At 61.2% G+C, this 16,180-nt stretch carries 17 protein-coding genes; 13 read left to right on the top strand and 4 right to left on the bottom strand.

Translation table 11 applies throughout. The features are described from left to right. The first annotated feature begins 85 nt into the window (after positions 1-85). The 3 genes from ade (at position 86) to FHS89_RS13525 (ending at position 3,826) form a co-directional block, all read left to right on the top strand. Positions 86-1,873 (top strand): adenine deaminase, encoded by a 1,788-nt coding sequence (gene ade, locus FHS89_RS13515; RefSeq protein ID WP_184012544.1) that lies wholly within the window; start codon positions 86-88, stop codon positions 1,871-1,873. 24 nt (positions 1,874-1,897) lie between these two features. Further along, positions 1,898-3,382 carry an AMP nucleosidase gene (locus FHS89_RS13520; RefSeq protein WP_184012546.1) on the top strand — a complete coding sequence of 495 codons (1,485 nt, stop codon included), beginning with the start codon at positions 1,898-1,900 and terminating at the stop codon, positions 3,380-3,382. Between the two features lie 153 nt (positions 3,383-3,535). Next, on the top strand, positions 3,536-3,826 hold the full coding sequence (locus tag FHS89_RS13525; RefSeq protein WP_184012548.1) for an HU family DNA-binding protein: 291 nt from the start codon (positions 3,536-3,538) through the stop codon (positions 3,824-3,826). A gap of 76 nt (positions 3,827-3,902) precedes the next feature. On the opposite strand, the gene FHS89_RS13530 is transcribed toward FHS89_RS13525, so the two are convergent. Then, positions 3,903-4,364: a GAF domain-containing protein gene (locus tag FHS89_RS13530; RefSeq protein ID WP_184012550.1), complete on the bottom strand. Its 462-nt coding sequence runs from the start codon at positions 4,362-4,364 to the stop codon at positions 3,903-3,905. Between the two features lie 48 nt (positions 4,365-4,412). Here FHS89_RS13530 and nadC point away from each other — a divergent pair, with 48 nt between their 5' ends. From nadC to FHS89_RS13560, 6 genes are all read left to right on the top strand, one after another. Further along, a complete protein-coding gene (nadC, locus tag FHS89_RS13535) occupies positions 4,413-5,279 on the top strand; it encodes a carboxylating nicotinate-nucleotide diphosphorylase (protein WP_184012552.1) in 867 nt (288 codons plus the stop codon). A gap of 3 nt (positions 5,280-5,282) precedes the next feature. Continuing rightward, a complete protein-coding gene (pgi, locus tag FHS89_RS13540) occupies positions 5,283-6,869 on the top strand; it encodes a glucose-6-phosphate isomerase (protein WP_184012554.1) in 1,587 nt (528 codons plus the stop codon). A gap of 238 nt (positions 6,870-7,107) precedes the next feature. Continuing rightward, positions 7,108-7,494 (top strand): succinate dehydrogenase, cytochrome b556 subunit, encoded by a 387-nt coding sequence (gene sdhC, locus FHS89_RS13545; protein WP_184012556.1) that lies wholly within the window; start codon positions 7,108-7,110, stop codon positions 7,492-7,494. Positions 7,495-7,506: 12 nt separating this feature from the next. Continuing rightward, on the top strand, positions 7,507-7,884 hold the full coding sequence (gene sdhD, locus FHS89_RS13550) for a succinate dehydrogenase, hydrophobic membrane anchor protein (protein ID WP_184012558.1): 378 nt from the start codon (positions 7,507-7,509) through the stop codon (positions 7,882-7,884). A 15-nt stretch (positions 7,885-7,899) separates the two neighbouring features. Next, on the top strand, positions 7,900-9,708 hold the full coding sequence (sdhA, locus tag FHS89_RS13555; RefSeq protein ID WP_184012560.1) for a succinate dehydrogenase flavoprotein subunit: 1,809 nt from the start codon (positions 7,900-7,902) through the stop codon (positions 9,706-9,708). 12 nt (positions 9,709-9,720) lie between these two features. Continuing rightward, complete coding sequence (locus FHS89_RS13560) at positions 9,721-10,503, top strand: succinate dehydrogenase iron-sulfur subunit (RefSeq protein ID WP_184012562.1); 783 nt, start codon at positions 9,721-9,723, stop codon at positions 10,501-10,503. A gap of 251 nt (positions 10,504-10,754) precedes the next feature. On the opposite strand, the gene FHS89_RS13565 is transcribed toward FHS89_RS13560, so the two are convergent. Next, positions 10,755-12,335 (bottom strand): lysine--tRNA ligase, encoded by a 1,581-nt coding sequence (locus FHS89_RS13565; RefSeq protein WP_184012564.1) that lies wholly within the window; start codon positions 12,333-12,335, stop codon positions 10,755-10,757. Between the two features lie 111 nt (positions 12,336-12,446). Here FHS89_RS13565 and FHS89_RS13570 point away from each other — a divergent pair, with 111 nt between their 5' ends. Beyond that, a complete protein-coding gene (locus FHS89_RS13570; RefSeq protein ID WP_184012566.1) occupies positions 12,447-12,869 on the top strand; it encodes a tellurite resistance TerB family protein in 423 nt (140 codons plus the stop codon). Between the two features lie 103 nt (positions 12,870-12,972). Here the strand turns inward: FHS89_RS13570 and FHS89_RS13575 are convergent, their stop codons facing one another. After that, a complete protein-coding gene (locus FHS89_RS13575; protein ID WP_184012568.1) occupies positions 12,973-13,428 on the bottom strand; it encodes an SRPBCC family protein in 456 nt (151 codons plus the stop codon). Between the two features lie 9 nt (positions 13,429-13,437). Continuing rightward, positions 13,438-13,947 (bottom strand): GNAT family N-acetyltransferase, encoded by a 510-nt coding sequence (locus FHS89_RS13580; protein ID WP_184012570.1) that lies wholly within the window; start codon positions 13,945-13,947, stop codon positions 13,438-13,440. Positions 13,948-14,104: 157 nt separating this feature from the next. Here FHS89_RS13580 and FHS89_RS13585 point away from each other — a divergent pair, with 157 nt between their 5' ends. The 3 genes from FHS89_RS13585 to FHS89_RS13595 are packed head-to-tail and all read left to right on the top strand — an operon-like array spanning position 14,105 to position 16,179. After that, positions 14,105-14,710 carry a flavin reductase family protein gene (locus tag FHS89_RS13585; RefSeq protein ID WP_184012572.1) on the top strand — a complete coding sequence of 202 codons (606 nt, stop codon included), beginning with the start codon at positions 14,105-14,107 and terminating at the stop codon, positions 14,708-14,710. After that, the gene (locus FHS89_RS13590; protein WP_184012574.1) at positions 14,711-15,349 is read left to right on the top strand and encodes an HAD family hydrolase; all 639 of its coding nucleotides are present in this window, start codon (positions 14,711-14,713) and stop codon (positions 15,347-15,349) included. Beyond that, entirely contained in the window at positions 15,346-16,179 is an 834-nt protein-coding gene (locus FHS89_RS13595) for a hypothetical protein (RefSeq protein ID WP_184012576.1), read from the top strand. Before FHS89_RS13590 ends, FHS89_RS13595 begins: the two co-directional genes overlap by 4 nt. Position 16,180: the final 1 nt, after the last annotated feature.

Here is a 16,180-nt window from a genome sequence, read left to right on the forward strand (position 1 = left end):
GCACAAGCGTGCGGGAGTGCTTTCGGCTGGACCTTCCGCAAGGTGTGATTGAGACTGCTTCTTTCTGACAAGGAAGGAGACAAACATGCGAGCATGGAGTGATGTAGCAGCAGACCTCGTGGCCGTAGCCGCCGGACGGGCGCCCGCAGATACGGTGATCCGCAACGGCGCATGGGTCAATGTCCACAGCCGCGAGGTCATCCCCCACACCGATATCGCCATCAAAGCCGGGCGCTTTGCCTATTGCGGTGCGGATGCCAGCCATTGCATCGGGCCAGACACGCGGATCATAGATGCAGGCGGGCGCTATATGATCCCCGGCCTTTGCGACGGGCATATGCATATCGAAAGCGGCATGCTGACCGTCACCGAATTTGCCCGCGCCGTGATCCCGCATGGCACCACCTCCATGTTCGTCGATCCGCATGAGGTCGCCAATGTGCTCGGCCTGCGGGGGGTGCGGCTAATGCATGACGAGGCCATGGCCCAGCCGATCAATGTCTATGTTCAGATGCCGTCCTGCGCGCCGTCCGCTCCGGGATTGGAGACGACCGGCTTTGAAATTTCGCCCGAGGATGTGGCAGAGGCCATGGCGTGGCCCAACATCATCGGACTGGGGGAGATGATGAATTTCCCCGGCGTCGTGAATGGCGATCCAAAGATGCTGGCAGAGATTGCCGCCACCCAAATGGCGGGAAAAACCGTGGGCGGGCATTATGCCTCACCCGATCTGGGGCCCGCCTTTTCGGCCTATGTCGCGGGCGGCCCGGCGGATGATCATGAGGGCACGCGGGAGGAGGACGCGATTGCGCGGGTCCGGCAGGGGATGCGGGCGATGCTGCGGCTTGGCTCTGCATGGTATGACGTGGAAAGCCAGATCACCGCTGTCACCGAAAAAGGGCTCGATCCGCGCTCCTTTATCCTCTGCACCGATGACTGTCATTCCGGCACGCTCGTTAATGATGGGCATATGAACCGGGTGGTGCGACACGCGATTGCCTGCGGCTGCGATCCCCTGATCGCGCTGCAAATGGCGACGATCAACACCGCCACCCATTTCGGGCTGGAGCGGGAAATCGGGTCGATCACGCCGGGCCGCCGGGCGGACATGATCCTAACATCCGATCTGCGGAGTCTACCGATTGAGACAGTGATCGCCCGAGGGGAGGTCGTGGCCAAAGATGGCGACATCCTGTGTGACCGCCCCGATTTCAGATGGCCAGAGGACAGCCGTGGCACGGTAAACATGAAAGCCGATCTCACGGCAGAAGCATTCGATATCGCCGCACCGTCCGGGCGCAACTCCGTCCGCGCGCGTGTGATCGGCATGGTGGAGAACCAAGCCCCCACAAAAGCGTTGGAGGCCGACCTGCCGGTCGTCGATGGCTTGGTCGGCATGGACCGGGCCAAGGATGTCTGCCAGATCGCGCTGGTTGAGCGGCACCGCGCGACGGGGGGTGTGGTCAACGCGTTCGTCTCGGGCTTTGGCTATGATGTTGATTGCGCGGTTGCCTCCACCGTCGCGCATGACAGCCACCATATGATCGTGATCGGCACCAACAAGGCGGATATGGCCATCGCGGCAAACACGCTGCGCCGGGTGGGTGGCGGCATTGTGGTCATCAAGGACGGCAAGGAAATCGCGCTCGTCGAATTGCCCATCGCCGGGCTGATGTCCGATGCGCCCGCGCGGGATGTGGCCGCTGCCGCCGACCGGATGGTTGCTGCCATGGCGGAATGCGGCTGCACGCTCAACAATGCGTATATGCAGCATTCCCTTCTGGCGCTGGTGGTGATACCTGAACTGCGTATCTCAGACCTCGGATTGGTGGATGTCACGAAATTCGAGCGAACCGACCTTATCGTCGGATAAAACAAGAAAATAAGAGGTACGACCATGCGCCTGCCCGGCCCGCTTTCTGATCTGGAAATCCTGCATCCGGTGCATCACTCCGATGCATCATTCGACACGCCATCTCAGGCGGTGGATGAGATTTGCGCACGCTATGATGCGGCAACCGCGTTCCTGCGGGATCATTTCGCGGATGTCATGGCAACCGGAAAGGTCGCGGGGCGCTATCGCGCGTTCTACCCCAAGCTCACGGTGACAACGACCAGCTTTGCCAAGGTGGACAGCCGCCTTGCCTATGGTCACATGTCCGAGCCGGGCACCTATTCCACGACCATTAGCCGCCCCGACCTGTTTCGCAATTACCTGACGCAGCAGATCGGACTGATCGTGCAAAACCATGGCGTGAGCGTCACCGTTGGCACATCCGACACGCCAATTCCGCTGCATTTCGCGCTGCCCGAAGGCGCGCATGTGGAAGGCTCCATCGAGGAGCGCATCCAGCGCCCGTTGCGTGACGTGTTCGACGTGCCTGACCTTAACGTCACCAATGACGATATCGTCAATGGCACCGCTGGGATGGATGCAAACGGGGAGCGCGCACTGGCGCCCTTCACCGCTCAGCGGGTGGATTATTCCCTCGCGCGGCTCGCCCATTACACCGCCACCAGCCCGAGCTTTTTCCAGAACCATGTGCTGTTCACGAACTACCAGTTTTATATGGATGAATTCGTGGCCTTCGCCCATGCAGCCCTTGAGCGCGGGGAGTATGACAGCTTTGTCGAACCGGGAAACCGGATCACCACGCGGGAGGGAACGACCGGCACGCTGGCGGGCAAACTGCCCCAGATGCCGACCTATCACCTGACGCGCGCGGATGGGTCGGGCATCACGATGGTCAATATCGGGGTCGGACCGTCCAACGCCAAGACGATCACGGACCACATCGCGGTGCTGCGCCCCCATGCGTGGCTGATGCTTGGTCATTGCGCGGGGCTGCGGCACAGCCAGAGCCTTGGCGATTATGTGCTGGCCCATGCCTATGTCCGTGAGGATCACGTTCTGGATGACGACTTGCCCGTCTGGGTGCCGATCCCGGCGCTGGCGGAGGTGCAGGTCGCCCTTGAGGACGCGGTGGAGGAGATCACGGGCCTGCGCGGCTATGAGTTGAAGAAGATCATGCGCACCGGCACGGTCGTCACCATCGACAACCGCAACTGGGAATTGCGTGACCAGTCCGGCCCCGTCCAGCGGCTGAGCCAGTCGCGGGCCATTGGGCTTGATATGGAAAGTGCGACGATCGCGGCCAATGGGTTCCGGTTCCGCGTCCCATACGGCACGCTTTTATGCGTCTCGGACAAACCGCTGCATGGCGAATTGAAACTGCCCGGCATGGCGACCGATTTCTACAAGCGGCAAGTGGCGCAACATCTGCTCATCGGCATCCGCGCGATGGAGAAGTTGAGCGAGATGCCGCTGGAGCGTTTGCACTCGCGCAAACTGCGCAGCTTTGAAGAAACCGCGTTCCTCTAGGCGAATTCACGCAAAACAAACGGTTTTCCACAGCCACTTGCTTTCAAACCGCTAAAAATACGGAAAAAACCATTGTATGACCCGGGCAGTTAGGGTCAAGTATGGCAAGTCCGCTTAGGGGGCGGCGAGCATGACTACAAAAAGGACATAGACATGGCACAGAAACCGATGACGAAAACACAGCTGGTAGCGGCTCTCGCCGAAGCAATGGACAGCGACAAGGCCTCCGCCAACCGCTTCCTCGACAGCCTGTCTGAGATCGTCTCGAAAGAAGTTGCAGATGGCGGGGCAGTGACGCTGCCGAACCTCGGCAAATTCGCCTGCCGCGAGCGCCCGGAGCGCATGGTGCGCAACCCCGCGACCGGTGAGCAGATCAAGAAAGAAGCCGACCGCACGGTGAAATTCACCATCGCGAAGGCACTCAAGGACGTGATCAACGGCTAATCCCGGATCATATCTGACGGTAAGGGCCATCCTTCGGGATGGCCTTTTTCGTTTGGGGACCGGTGGCGGGCCGCGCTCAGGCCGGGTGTTTTGCGAACACCTCCGCCATGAGGGTTTCGAGCGCCTCTTGATCGTCCTTATCGAACGCGTCGGGCGTGTCGCTGTCCACATCGAGCACCGCAATCAGCGCGCCAGAGGCGTCAAAGACCGGCACCACAATCTCTGACCGGGTGGAGGAGGCGCAGGCGATATGACCGGGGAACGCATCCACATCCGGCACAAGCTGGGTGCGCTCCTCCCGCGCGGCCGCACCACACACACCGCGCGCAAACGGGATCACCAGGCAGCCATGCCCGCCCTGATAGGGGCCGATCTTCAACAGCCCCGGAGACACAACACGGTAAAACCCGGTCCAGTTGAAATGGTCAAAACTGTGGTGCAATTCGCAAGCAACCGTCGCCATCAGGGCAATCGGATCATCCTCCCCTTCACACAAGGACCGAATTGCGGCATGTACGTCGGCGTAGCGCGGATGCATGGAAGGCTCCCTTTCGTTTGGTCCGCAAAAGGATCATGAGGCCCGATCATGCACAAGCCCCTTTCACCCTCCTTGCCGACACCCCTGATCCGCAGCGCGGTGACCGCAGCATTGGCGGAGGATCTGGGCCGTGCGGGGGATATCACGACCCTTTCCACCATCGGGCCGGATGCCCGGGCGACCGCGGTGATGAACGCGCGAGAGGCCGGCGTGATCGCGGGGATGCCACTTGCGGCGGAGGCATTCGCGCAGGTGGGGGAGGGGCTGGTGTTTGCCCCGCTTGTGTCGGATGGGGACCGGGTGGAGGCTGGGCAGGACATCGCGCGGATCACTGGCCCCGCGCGTGCGCTTCTGAGCGGGGAGCGGGTGGCGCTCAATTACCTCATGCACCTGTCGGGCATCGCAACCCATACCGCGCGGTTCGTGGACCGGATCGCGGGCACCGGCGCGCGCATCTGCTGCACGCGCAAAACGACACCCGGCCTACGCGCGGTGGAGAAATACGCCGTGCGGTGCGGCGGCGGCGCGAACCACCGTTTCGGACTTGATGATGCGATCCTGATCAAGGACAACCACATCGCCGTCTGCGGCGGGATCGCCACGGCGCTTGAACGCGCGCGGGCCTATGCAGGGCACCTAGTGGCGGTGGAGATTGAGGTCGATACTCTCGATCAGTTGCAAGAGGCGCTTGACGCGGGCGCGGACGCCGTGCTGCTCGACAATATGGCGCCCGAAACCTTGCGCGAAGCCGTGGCGATGACCGCCGGGCGCGCGCGGCTGGAAGCCTCCGGCGGTGTGAATTTTGACAGCGTGCGCGCGATTGCGGAGACGGGCGTGGATTACATCTCCACCTCTCGGATCACGATGGCGGCAGGCACGCTCGACATTGGGCTCGACATTCGGATTGAGGAGTAAATTATGGATTTCAACGCGTTAAAACCACAAGCGACACTCACTGAGCTGTTTGATGCGGACCCGCAGCGGTTCAGTCGCTTCAGCGCACGGTTGGATGACATCCTGTTTGACTATTCTCGCACGACCCTGACCGACGACACACGCGCCGCGCTGCTTGCGCATCTGGAGGCGCAGGATTTCGGCTCCAAGCGGGAGGCGATGTTTGCAGGTGCCAAGATCAACACGACCGAGGATCGGCGCGTGCTCCATACCGCGCTGCGGATGCCGGAGGGCAGCACGCTCATCGCAGATGGCGAGGATATCGCAGCAGAAATCCTGTCGTCCCGCGCGGCCTGCTACGCTTTTGCCGAGGCGGTGCGCAGCGGGGCCTATGCCAATGGCGCGGGCGAGCCGTTTACCGATGTGGTCAATATCGGGATCGGCGGCTCCGACCTTGGGCCGCTTTTGGTCGCGGAGGCGCTGAAACTGCACATGACCGGACCGCGCCTACATTTCGTGTCGAATGTGGACGGCGCGGCGCTGACGGATGTGTTCAACACCTGTGATCCGACGCGCACGCTGTTCATCATCGCGTCCAAATCCTTCTCGACCATTGAGACGATGGAGACGGCGAAAGTGGCTCTTGCCCGGCTCAAGGGGATTGTCGCGGATGCGAGCGTGCATTTCGCGGCGCTCACGTCGAAACCCGAAGCCGCGAGCGCGCAATTTGGCATCCCGGCGGAGCGGTGCTTTGGCTTTGGCGATTATGTGGGCGGGCGGTATTCCGTCTGGTCCCCGATTGGCCTGCCGCTGATGATCGGGCTTGGATCGGATGTATTCGGGGATTTTCTGGCCGGTGGGCATGAGGCCGACAGCCATTTCCGCGAAGCGCCTTTGGCGGAGAATATCCCGGTTTTGATGGCGCTTGTCGGGGTTTGGCACCGCAATGTCTGCGATTATGCCAGCCGCTGCGTGGTGCCTTACGACCAGCGGCTCGCGCTGTTGCCGCAGTTTTTGCAGCAATTGGATATGGAGAGCAACGGAAAGCGGGTCACGGTGGAGGGCGCGCCGGTCGCCCATGCGACCTCTCCCGTGGTGTGGGGCAGCGCGGGCACGAACGCGCAGCACGCCTATTTCCAGATGCTGCACCAGTCGAACGACGTGCAGCCGGTGGAATTCATGGTCGCGGCAGAAAACCATTCCGAAGGATTGGACGGGCTGCAAAACATCCTTCTGGCAAATTGTCTGGCGCAAGCGCAGGCATTCGCCCGCGGGCGCAGCACGGATGAGGCAAAGGCGCTGATGATCGCGGATGGGATGGATGAGGCAACGGCGGATGCGCTGGCCCCGCACCGCACCTTCCCCGGCAATCGCCCCTCCACCCTGACGCTGTACCGCAAATTGACCCCGCGCACGCTGGGCCGATTGATCGCGATGGCGGAGAACCGGGCCTTCACCGAAGGTGTGTTCTGGGGCATCAACAGTTTTGATCAATGGGGTGTGGAGCTTGGCAAGGTGCTTGCCACCGCGATGCTGCCCCATGTGACGGGAGAGGCGGACGCACCCGATCCGATGATGGCCGGGGCGCTGGCACATCTGCGGGCATTGTAGAATTTCGCTCACGCGAAATGCCTCCGGCGGGAGGTATTTATGGAAAAAAGAAATCGGCAGGCGAGTCGGAGAAATGTGATCACAAGAAAAAATGTTGTGATCACATTGGTGCAAAATCCGCCCCTGCCCTGTGGAATCGCGACCTTCCGTCGCGATTTCGTACTGTCTTTGCGTGACGCGGCGGCATAGAACGGTATACAACCGCTTCAGTAGCTCATCGCAACAAAGAGGGACCTTCATGGCTGACGTGAACCGGGGCAATCGCCCGCTTTCCCCGCATCTTGGTATCTATCATTATTACATCACCATGATCGCCTCGATCACCAACCGGATCGCCGGGGTGGGACTTGCCGTTGGGGCATTGCTTGCGGTGTGGTGGCTTTTGGCGGCGGCAACGGATGCTGCCTATTTCGCGACCGTCGATGGGCTGGTGACCTCGATCATCGGGGATATCGTGATGCTGGGATCGCTGTTCGCGCTGTGGTGGCATTTCTTTGGCGGGTTGCGGCATCTGTATTGGGACACCAATCGCGGCTTTAACCTAGATGTGGCCAACAAGCTTTCACTCTATTCCATGATCGGGGCGGTGGTGATGACCATCATCAGCCTTCTGATCATTCTGTAAGCGGAGGGGATCATGGATTATCGCACGAACCGCAAACGGGCTGCTGGCCTTGGCTCCGCCAAGGATGGTGTTGAGCATTACTGGCAGATGAAGGTCACGAGCTATGCGCTGGTGTTCCTCACGCCCCTGTTCATTTTCACCTTTGGCCGTTTGCTGGGTGCCGAGCACGCGCAGGTCGTCGCGGCGTTTGGCAATCCGTTCAACGCGGTGGTCGCCATCCTGATGATCGGGGTGAGTTTCTACCATCTGAAACTCGGCTTGCAGGTTGTGATTGAGGACTATGTGCATGGGTCGGCGCGGATGCCGTCGCTTCTGGCCAACACGTTCTTTTGCTACGCGCTGGGTGCTGCCGGGATTTTCGCCGTGGCGAAGATCGCCTTTGGCGTCTGATCGGGGATACGGACTATGACTGCTTATACTTATGTTGATCACGAATATGATGTCGTCGTTGTCGGCGCGGGCGGGGCTGGCCTGCGCGCGACGCTCGGCATGGCGGAACAGGGGCTGCGGACAGCCTGTGTGACCAAGGTGTTCCCGACACGCTCCCACACCGTGGCTGCTCAGGGCGGGATCGCGGCGTCGCTGTCGAATATGGGCCCTGATAGCTGGCAGTGGCATATGTATGACACCGTCAAAGGCTCCGATTGGCTGGGTGATACGGATGCGATGGAATACCTCGCGCGTGAGGCCCCGAAGGCCGTTTATGAGCTGGAGCATTACGGCGTGCCGTTCTCCCGCACCGAAGATGGCAAGATTTACCAGCGCCCGTTCGGCGGCCACACCACCGAATATGGTGAAGGCCCCCCGGTGCAGCGCACCTGTGCTGCGGCAGACCGGACCGGCCACGCGATCCTGCACACGCTCTATGGTCAGAGCCTGAAGAACAACGCGGAATTCTTCATCGAGTATTTTGCGACCGACCTCATCATGTCCGAAGATGGCGTGTGTCAGGGTCTGATCGCGTGGAAACTGGATGACGGCACGATCCACCGGTTCAACGCAAAGATGGTCGTGCTGGCAACCGGCGGCTATGGCCGGGCGTATTTCTCCGCCACCTCCGCGCATACCTGCACGGGTGACGGTGGCGGGATGGTCGCGCGGCAGGGATTGCCGCTTCAGGACATGGAATTCGTGCAATTCCACCCGACCGGCATCTATGGCTCCGGCTGTTTGATCACCGAAGGCGCGCGGGGCGAAGGCGGCTATCTGACCAACTCCGAAGGTGAGCGGTTCATGGAGCGGTATGCCCCGACCTATAAAGACCTCGCCTCCCGCGATGTGGTGTCCCGCTGCATGACGATGGAAATCCGAGAAGGGCGCGGCGTGGGGCCGGATGGTGATCACATCCACCTACACCTTGACCACCTGCCGCCAGAGACGCTGAACCTGCGCCTGCCGGGTATCTCCGAAAGCGCGCGTATTTTCGCGGGTGTGGACCTGACGAAAGAGCCGATCCCGGTTCTGCCGACGGTGCATTACAACATGGGTGGCATCCCGACGAATTACTGGGGCGAAGTGCTGAACCCGACCGCCGATGATCCGGATCGTATCCAGCCGGGTCTGATGGCCGTGGGCGAGGCGGGCTGTGCGTCCGTCCATGGGGCGAACCGTTTGGGCTCGAACTCCCTCATCGACTTGGTGGTGTTTGGCCGGGCGGCCGCGATCCGGGCAGGTCAGGTCGTGGACCCGTCCACCCCGAACCGACCACTCAATGAGGCATCGGTGGAGAAGGCGATGGAGCGGTTCGACCGGTTCCGCAATGCGGCAGGCGCCAAACCGACCGCCGAAATCCGCCTCGACATGCAAAAGGCGATGCAGGCCGACGCCGCCGTGTTCCGCACCGACAAGACGCTCGCGGAAGGGGTCGAAAAGATGACGGCCATTGCCGGGCAAATGGCTGATGTGCAGGTCACCGACCGCTCCCTCATCTGGAACTCCGATCTGATGGAGACGCTGGAACTGGATAACCTGATGCCGAACGCGCTGTGCACCATCGTGTCCGCTGAGGCGCGCAAGGAAAGCCGTGGCGCACATGCGCATGAGGACTATCCCGACCGCGATGACGAGAACTGGCGCAAGCACTCCCTCGCCACGATGGACGGGGAGACCAAGGTCAACCTGACCTATCGCGGCGTGCATCTTGATCCGCTGACGCCACAGGATCAGGGCGGCATCGACATGAAGAAAATCGCGCCCAAGGCGCGGGTTTATTGAGGAGAGACGATCATGGTTGAATTCACGCTCCCCAAAAACTCCCGAGTCAAGGTCGGCAAAAGCTGGCCCAAGCCGGAGGGTGCCACTAATACCCGCGCGTTCAAGGTCTATCGTTTCGATCCCGATAGCGGAGAAAACCCGCGCGTCGATACCTATCACGTCGATCTCGACACCTGCGGGCCGATGGTTCTGGATGCGCTGATCAAGATCAAGTCAGAGATTGATCCGACGCTGACCTTCCGCCGGTCCTGTCGCGAAGGGATTTGCGGCTCTTGCGCGATGAATATCGGCGGGATCAACACGCTTGCCTGTATCCACGGGATTGACGAGGCCCCGAAAGGTGACATCGCGATCTATCCATTGCCGCATATGCCGGTCGTGAAGGATCTGATCCCGGATCTGACGCATTTCTACGCCCAGCACGCCAGCATCATGCCGTGGCTTGAGACGAAATCGAACACGCCCGCGAAAGAGTGGCGGCAGTCGATCGAGGATCGTGAAAAGCTCGATGGGCTGTATGAATGCGTGATGTGCGCATGCTGCTCCACCTCCTGCCCGTCCTATTGGTGGAACGGTGATCGGTATCTTGGCCCCGCGGCCCTGCTGCACGCCTATCGCTGGATCATCGACAGCCGCGATGAGGCAACAGGGGAGCGTCTGGACGAGTTGGAAGACCCGTTCAAGCTCTATCGCTGCCACACGATCATGAACTGCGCGCAGACCTGCCCGAAGGGACTGAACCCCGCCAAGGCAATCAGCGAGATCAAGAGCCTGATGGTCGAACGCCGGGTTTGATTTTGACTTGAGAAAGGGCGGTGCGGGGCATTCCCGACACCGCCCTTTTTGTGTCCGGCGGCGACATAAGCCTGTCCGTGCGGTCGCCCGAGGGGGCCGCAAGAACGGTTGTGTTACATGATTAATCCCTCACCCCCGAACGACCTACACGCCCTGCGGAGCGGTTGAGATGCGGCCGCCTGACGGCGGGCGGCCGCACGGACTGGCGCCTTCGGCGTGATTCCAGTCCGGTAAGTCGTCGTATCGCAGGCTCAGCCCTTCACGAACGCGCCCGACAGCGCGTCGTCGATCAGCTTGATGCTTTCGTCCATACCGTAAAGCGCCACAAACCCGCCAAAGCGCGGCCCTTGGGATGCACCCAACAGCACCTCATAGATCGCCTTGAACCACTCGCGCAGCGGCTCGAACCCGTGCTCTTTACCGACCGCGAACACGACCGTTTGAAGGGCCTCCGGCTCCACCTCGCCGTCATAGTTGGCCAAACGGTCACGCAGGTCACGCAGCGCGGCTTCCTCTTGCGCATCGGGCATCCGGTACACTTTCTCCGGCTTCACGAAATCCTGGAAATAACGCACGGCATAGCCTGCCGCCGCATCAAGGCCGGGATGGGTTTCGGCATTCGCCTCTGGCGCATAACGGCGGATAAAGCCCCAGAGCGTTTCCTTATCCTCAGCATTCGCGACACTCGCCAAATTCAGGAGCATGGCGAAGGACACGACCATATCGGACGCGGGCACATTGCCCGAATGGATATGGAACACCGGGTTCGCGACCTGCTGCGCGGGTGTCTGATCGGGGAAGGCGCGCAATTGCTGGTGATATTCGTCCACCGCCTTCGGGATCACGTCGAAATACATCCGCTTTGCCGTTTTCGGCTTTTGGTACATGAAATAAGACAGCGACTCGGTCGCGGCATAGGTCAGCCATTCGTCGATGGAGAGGCCGTTGCCCTTGGATTTGGAGATTTTCTCCCCGTTCTCATCAAGGAACAGTTCGTAGTTGAAATTCTCTGGCGGTCGGCCCCCAAGGACAGAACAGATGCCCGCATAAATCTTGGTGTTGGTGGAGTGATCCTTGCCATACATCTCGAAATCAACGCCGAGTGCTGCCCAGCGCGCGCCGAAATCGGGCTTCCATTGCAGTTTCACATTGCCACCCGTGACGGGAAGGGTCACGTCCTGCCCGTCCTCCTCATAGGTGATGGTGCCGTCCTTGGCATTCACCTCTTTCATCGGGACATAAAGCACCCGCCCCGTGGTGGGGGAGATCGGCAGGAAGCAGGAATAGGTCTGCTGGCGCTCTTCGCGCAGGGAGGCGAGCATGATCTTCATGATCGCGTCATACCGTTCTGCCGCGCGCAGGAGGATGTCGTCCATCTTGCCGGAGCGGTAATACTCCGTCGCGCTGATGAACTCATATTCGAACCCGAACGTGTCGAGGAACCGGCGCAGCATCGCGTTGTTATGATGGCCAAAGCTTTCATGAGTGCCGAACGGGTCCGGCACGTCCGTCAACGGGCGCTGAAGATGCTCATCTAGCTGGCGCGGGTTCGGCACGTTGTCCGGCACCTTGCGCATCCCGTCCATATCGTCTGAGAAACAGATCAGGCGGGTGGGGATATCCGACAGCATCTCAAAGGCGCGGCGCACCATCGTGGTGCGCGCCACTTCGCCAAAGGTGCCGATATGCGGCAGGCCCGAGGGGCCATACCCCGTCTCGAACAACACATAGCCTTTTTCGGGCGGCGCCTTTTCATAGCGTTTGAGCAGGCGACGTGCTTCTTCAAAAGGCCAGGCCTTCGATTGCATCGCTTCGTCGCGCAGGGTGCTCATTGTCTTGTGTCCTAATTGGTAAACGGATTGTGCATCGCACATGAGGCGCAGACCTATTGCGAGAGGCGGGCGCGGTCAATATACCCCGTGTGAAACACAAGGAGTGTCCCCATGGTTGAAAGCCCGATGAGCCCCGCAGACGCGCTGGTTGCCGTCATGATCGCGACATCTGCCGCGGATGAGCAACTGTCCGACAAGGAATTGCGCACCATCGAGCAGCTTGTCAGCGTGCTGCCCGCCTTCAAGGGCTATGATACCGAACGTATCCCGGTGGTGTTTCAGGTCGTGTTCGACATTTTTGACGATATCGACGGGATCGACGCGCTGATCGGGCTGGTCAAGCAATCCTTGCCCGCAAAGCTGAATGAGACAGCCTATGCGCTGGCCTGCGATATCGCGGCGGCGGATGGCAAATTGGAAGCCTCCGAATTGCGGCTGTTGCAGATGCTGCGACAGGATCTTGAGGTCGATCGGTTGACCGCCGCCGCGATTGAGCGGGGGGCAAGCGCCCGGCATCGGCGCATCCCCGAATAAGCCGCTCCGGTCCGTCCCGCGGGGTGGAGAGATGCGCGCTCGCCGCGCGGGCGAGGTATTTGTAGAAAAAAGAAGACGGGGCGTGGCGCGCGGGTGCCGCGCCCTATGTCATTTTGCGCCGGGTCACGGTGATGGACTGCGCGTTTCGGTATTTGTGGCGGCGGGCATACATATAGGCCCCGAACCGGGCCATGAGGCCACTGCGTATCCCTGCGTCGATAACGATCCGGTCGGTCCAGATCGCGCCCGGCCCGCCCGGCTCCACCGTCAGGGTATGGTCCCATCGTGTCACGCCCGCCCCGCGCTCCCGGCTTTGGATCAGGCGGTTTTCCCGGTCCACCGTTTCGACATGCATCCGGTAATCCTTATTCCTGATCACGCCCCAGATGGTGACATCAACGACAAGCGTTTCGCCCTGCTCAATGGGTCGTTCCGGCAGGCCGTCATAGGTGGCAAGCCCATTCATCGCATCGGCCATTTCCTGCGGGTTGAGGGCCGCGGCGAAGATATCATCCGGGTCACCGGGATAGATCGCTTTCACCGTGAGTTCGACAGGCATCGTCATTCCTTATTCAGGGGTCATGGGATGATCGCCCCAAGGCTCCACCATCCCCGCAAGGGCTGCCATCGCGCCGGGATGCAGTTCCAGCGCCAAAAGCCGGTCAGGGTTGGTGGGGGGCGGATATTCCAGTGCCGTGGCCAAGGACCGCTGAAAGCCGAACCGGCTGTAATAGGGCGCGTCGCCCACAAGGATCACGCGGCTCCACCCGGCATCGCGGGCACGCTCCAGCGTGTCGCGGATCAGGAGACCGCCCAGCCCCTCCCCCTGCCGGGTGGAGTGCACGGCAACCGGGCCAAGAAGGAGGGCGCCCTGCCCGCCGGCCCGCACGGGCCAATACCGGATCGCCCCCACCACCGCATCATATTCATCGCGCACCAGGCGGCTGAGATCCGCGACGGGCGGCCCCGCGCGCAAACGGTAACTGCTGAGCGCCTGCCGGCCAGGGGCAAAGCAACTGTCGTAGAGGTACTCGACCTCCTGATAATCAGAGGCGGTTTCGGGCAGGAAGCGGAACATAAGACGGGCTCTTTTCAGACATGGACAAATCGCGCGGTGCGGCGGATTTCCGTCGTCGCAAGTGATTTGCCATGGCCAAGCCTCTTTCCGTTCCGTGGTGGAAGCGGTAGCACGGGGCCATCCGATCCGCAAACCCTGACAACACGGGAGACGCCACTTGTTTTATCGCCCAGAGCACGGCCATGGCCTGCCGCATAATCCGTTCAACGCGATTGTCACCCCTCGCCCGATTGGCTGGATTTCCACACGCTCAAAGGACGGGCGCGAAAATCTGGCGCCGTATTCGTTTTTCAACGCAGTCGCCTATGTCCCGCCGCAGGTGATGTTTGCCTCCACCTCCGCCAAGGAGGATCGGCATATGGGCAAGGACAGTGTCGCCAATATTGATGAGACCGGCGTGTTCTGCGTCAACATCGTGGAATACGAGATGCGCGACAAGATGAACGTCTCAAGCGGGCCATATGATCAGGATACGGACGAATTCGCCCTTGCCGGGATTGAGCGGGTGGCCTGTGAGACGATTGACTGTTCGCGGGTCGCGGGTGCGCCTGCGTCGCTTGAATGCAAACTGACGCAGATCGTCAAACTGCCGGGGGAGGCGAATTACACCGTTTTTGGCGAAGTCACCGGTGTGCATATGCGCGATGACTGCCTGACCGATGGCATTTTTGACGTGCTCAAATTCAATCCCCTCGCGCGGATGGGGTATCGTGACTATACTGTCGTGCGTGAGCGGTTCAGCCTCACCCGACCCGGAGAGTAAATGCTGCGCGGCGTATTGTTTGATTGCGACGGCGTGCTCGTGGATAGCGAGCCCATCACCAACCGTGTTTTGCGCGACAGTCTGGCCCGCTATGGGCTGGACATGCCGCAGGCTGAGGTGGAGGCCCGCTTTATCGGCGGCACGATGAGCGGGGTCCGGGCGGAGGCGATACGACTGGGCGCCAACCTGCCCGACGACTGGGTACAGGACGTCTATGACGAGGCCTTCGCCTGTCTTGAGGCAGAGGTGGAACTGATCCCCGGTGTTCTGCCCATGCTGGCGCGATGTGAGGCGCTGGGGCTCGCAATGGGCGTCGCCTCCAATGGTCGCACGGTCAAGATGGAGATCACCCTGCGCCGTACCGGATTGGCAGAACGGTTCGCGGGCCGGACCTTCAGCGCGCCCGAAATCGGCAAGCCAAAGCCCGCGCCCGATGTGTACCTCGCCGCTGCGATGGCGCTGAACCTCTGCCCACAGGAAACGATCGTGGTGGAGGACAGCGCGACCGGTGTTGAGGCCGCGATTGCCGCCGGGATGCGCTGCTTTGCCTATGTGCCCGAAGGCGACGGCGCACGACAAGCCGCGGCAGGGGCCACCGTGTTCCGCAATATGGACGCCCTGCCCGCCCTGTTCCTATGACCAAGCTGCCGACCATTGCGGGGCTATGGGTCGGCTCTGATCTGACATGGCTTGAACAGCTTTGCCTGCAAAGTTTTCTCGATCATGGGCATCCCGTGATCCTCTACACCCTCGGGCCGGTTGGTGGCATTCCGGGGGGCGTTATCCAGCGCCCTGCTGAGGACGTCTATGGCCCGCCTCCCTTTGACATCAGCGACAATGACCGGCAGCGTGTGGCGGTCTATTCCGATCTGTTTCGTCTGCACCTTATGCGGGACACGGCCCATATCTGGGCTGATCTCGATGCGCTTTGCACCCGGGCGATTGATTTTGACACGACCTACCTTTTTGCGGAGCCGAATGGCCCGACGACACCGATTGGCATTCTGCGCCTGCCCTCTGCGTCGCCTGCCTTGGCCGGGATGTTGGACTATGTGCTCAGCCCCAACCCGACCCAGCCGTGGCGGGGCGCGAAGCGGCACAGGGCCAATGCCGAACGGATCGCGCGGGGGGAGAGATGGGGGATTGAATCCCTGCCATGGGGATGCGCAGGGCCGCGCGCGATGACCCATTTCCTGACCCAAACGGGGGAGGTCGCCCATGCGCTGCCCTCCCATGTGTTCTATCCGCTTGGGGTCGATCAGCTTTGGATGCTGCATGACCCCAACGTGATCGACCCTGAGGTGGAGCGGACGGGCAGCCATTCCGTCCATATCTATGGCCATCAGAAGAAGCTGTTGGCCAATCGTGCAGGCGGATTGCCGGTGCCCGGCTCATACCTCGACAGGAAATGCGCGGCCCATGGCATTGTGCCGACCGATGCGCCGATTGTGCCTCTCGTCTGGATGTGAG

The organism is Rubricella aquisinus (assembly GCF_014199445.1).
GTDB classification, from domain to species: domain Bacteria; phylum Pseudomonadota; class Alphaproteobacteria; order Rhodobacterales; family Rhodobacteraceae; genus Rubricella; species Rubricella aquisinus.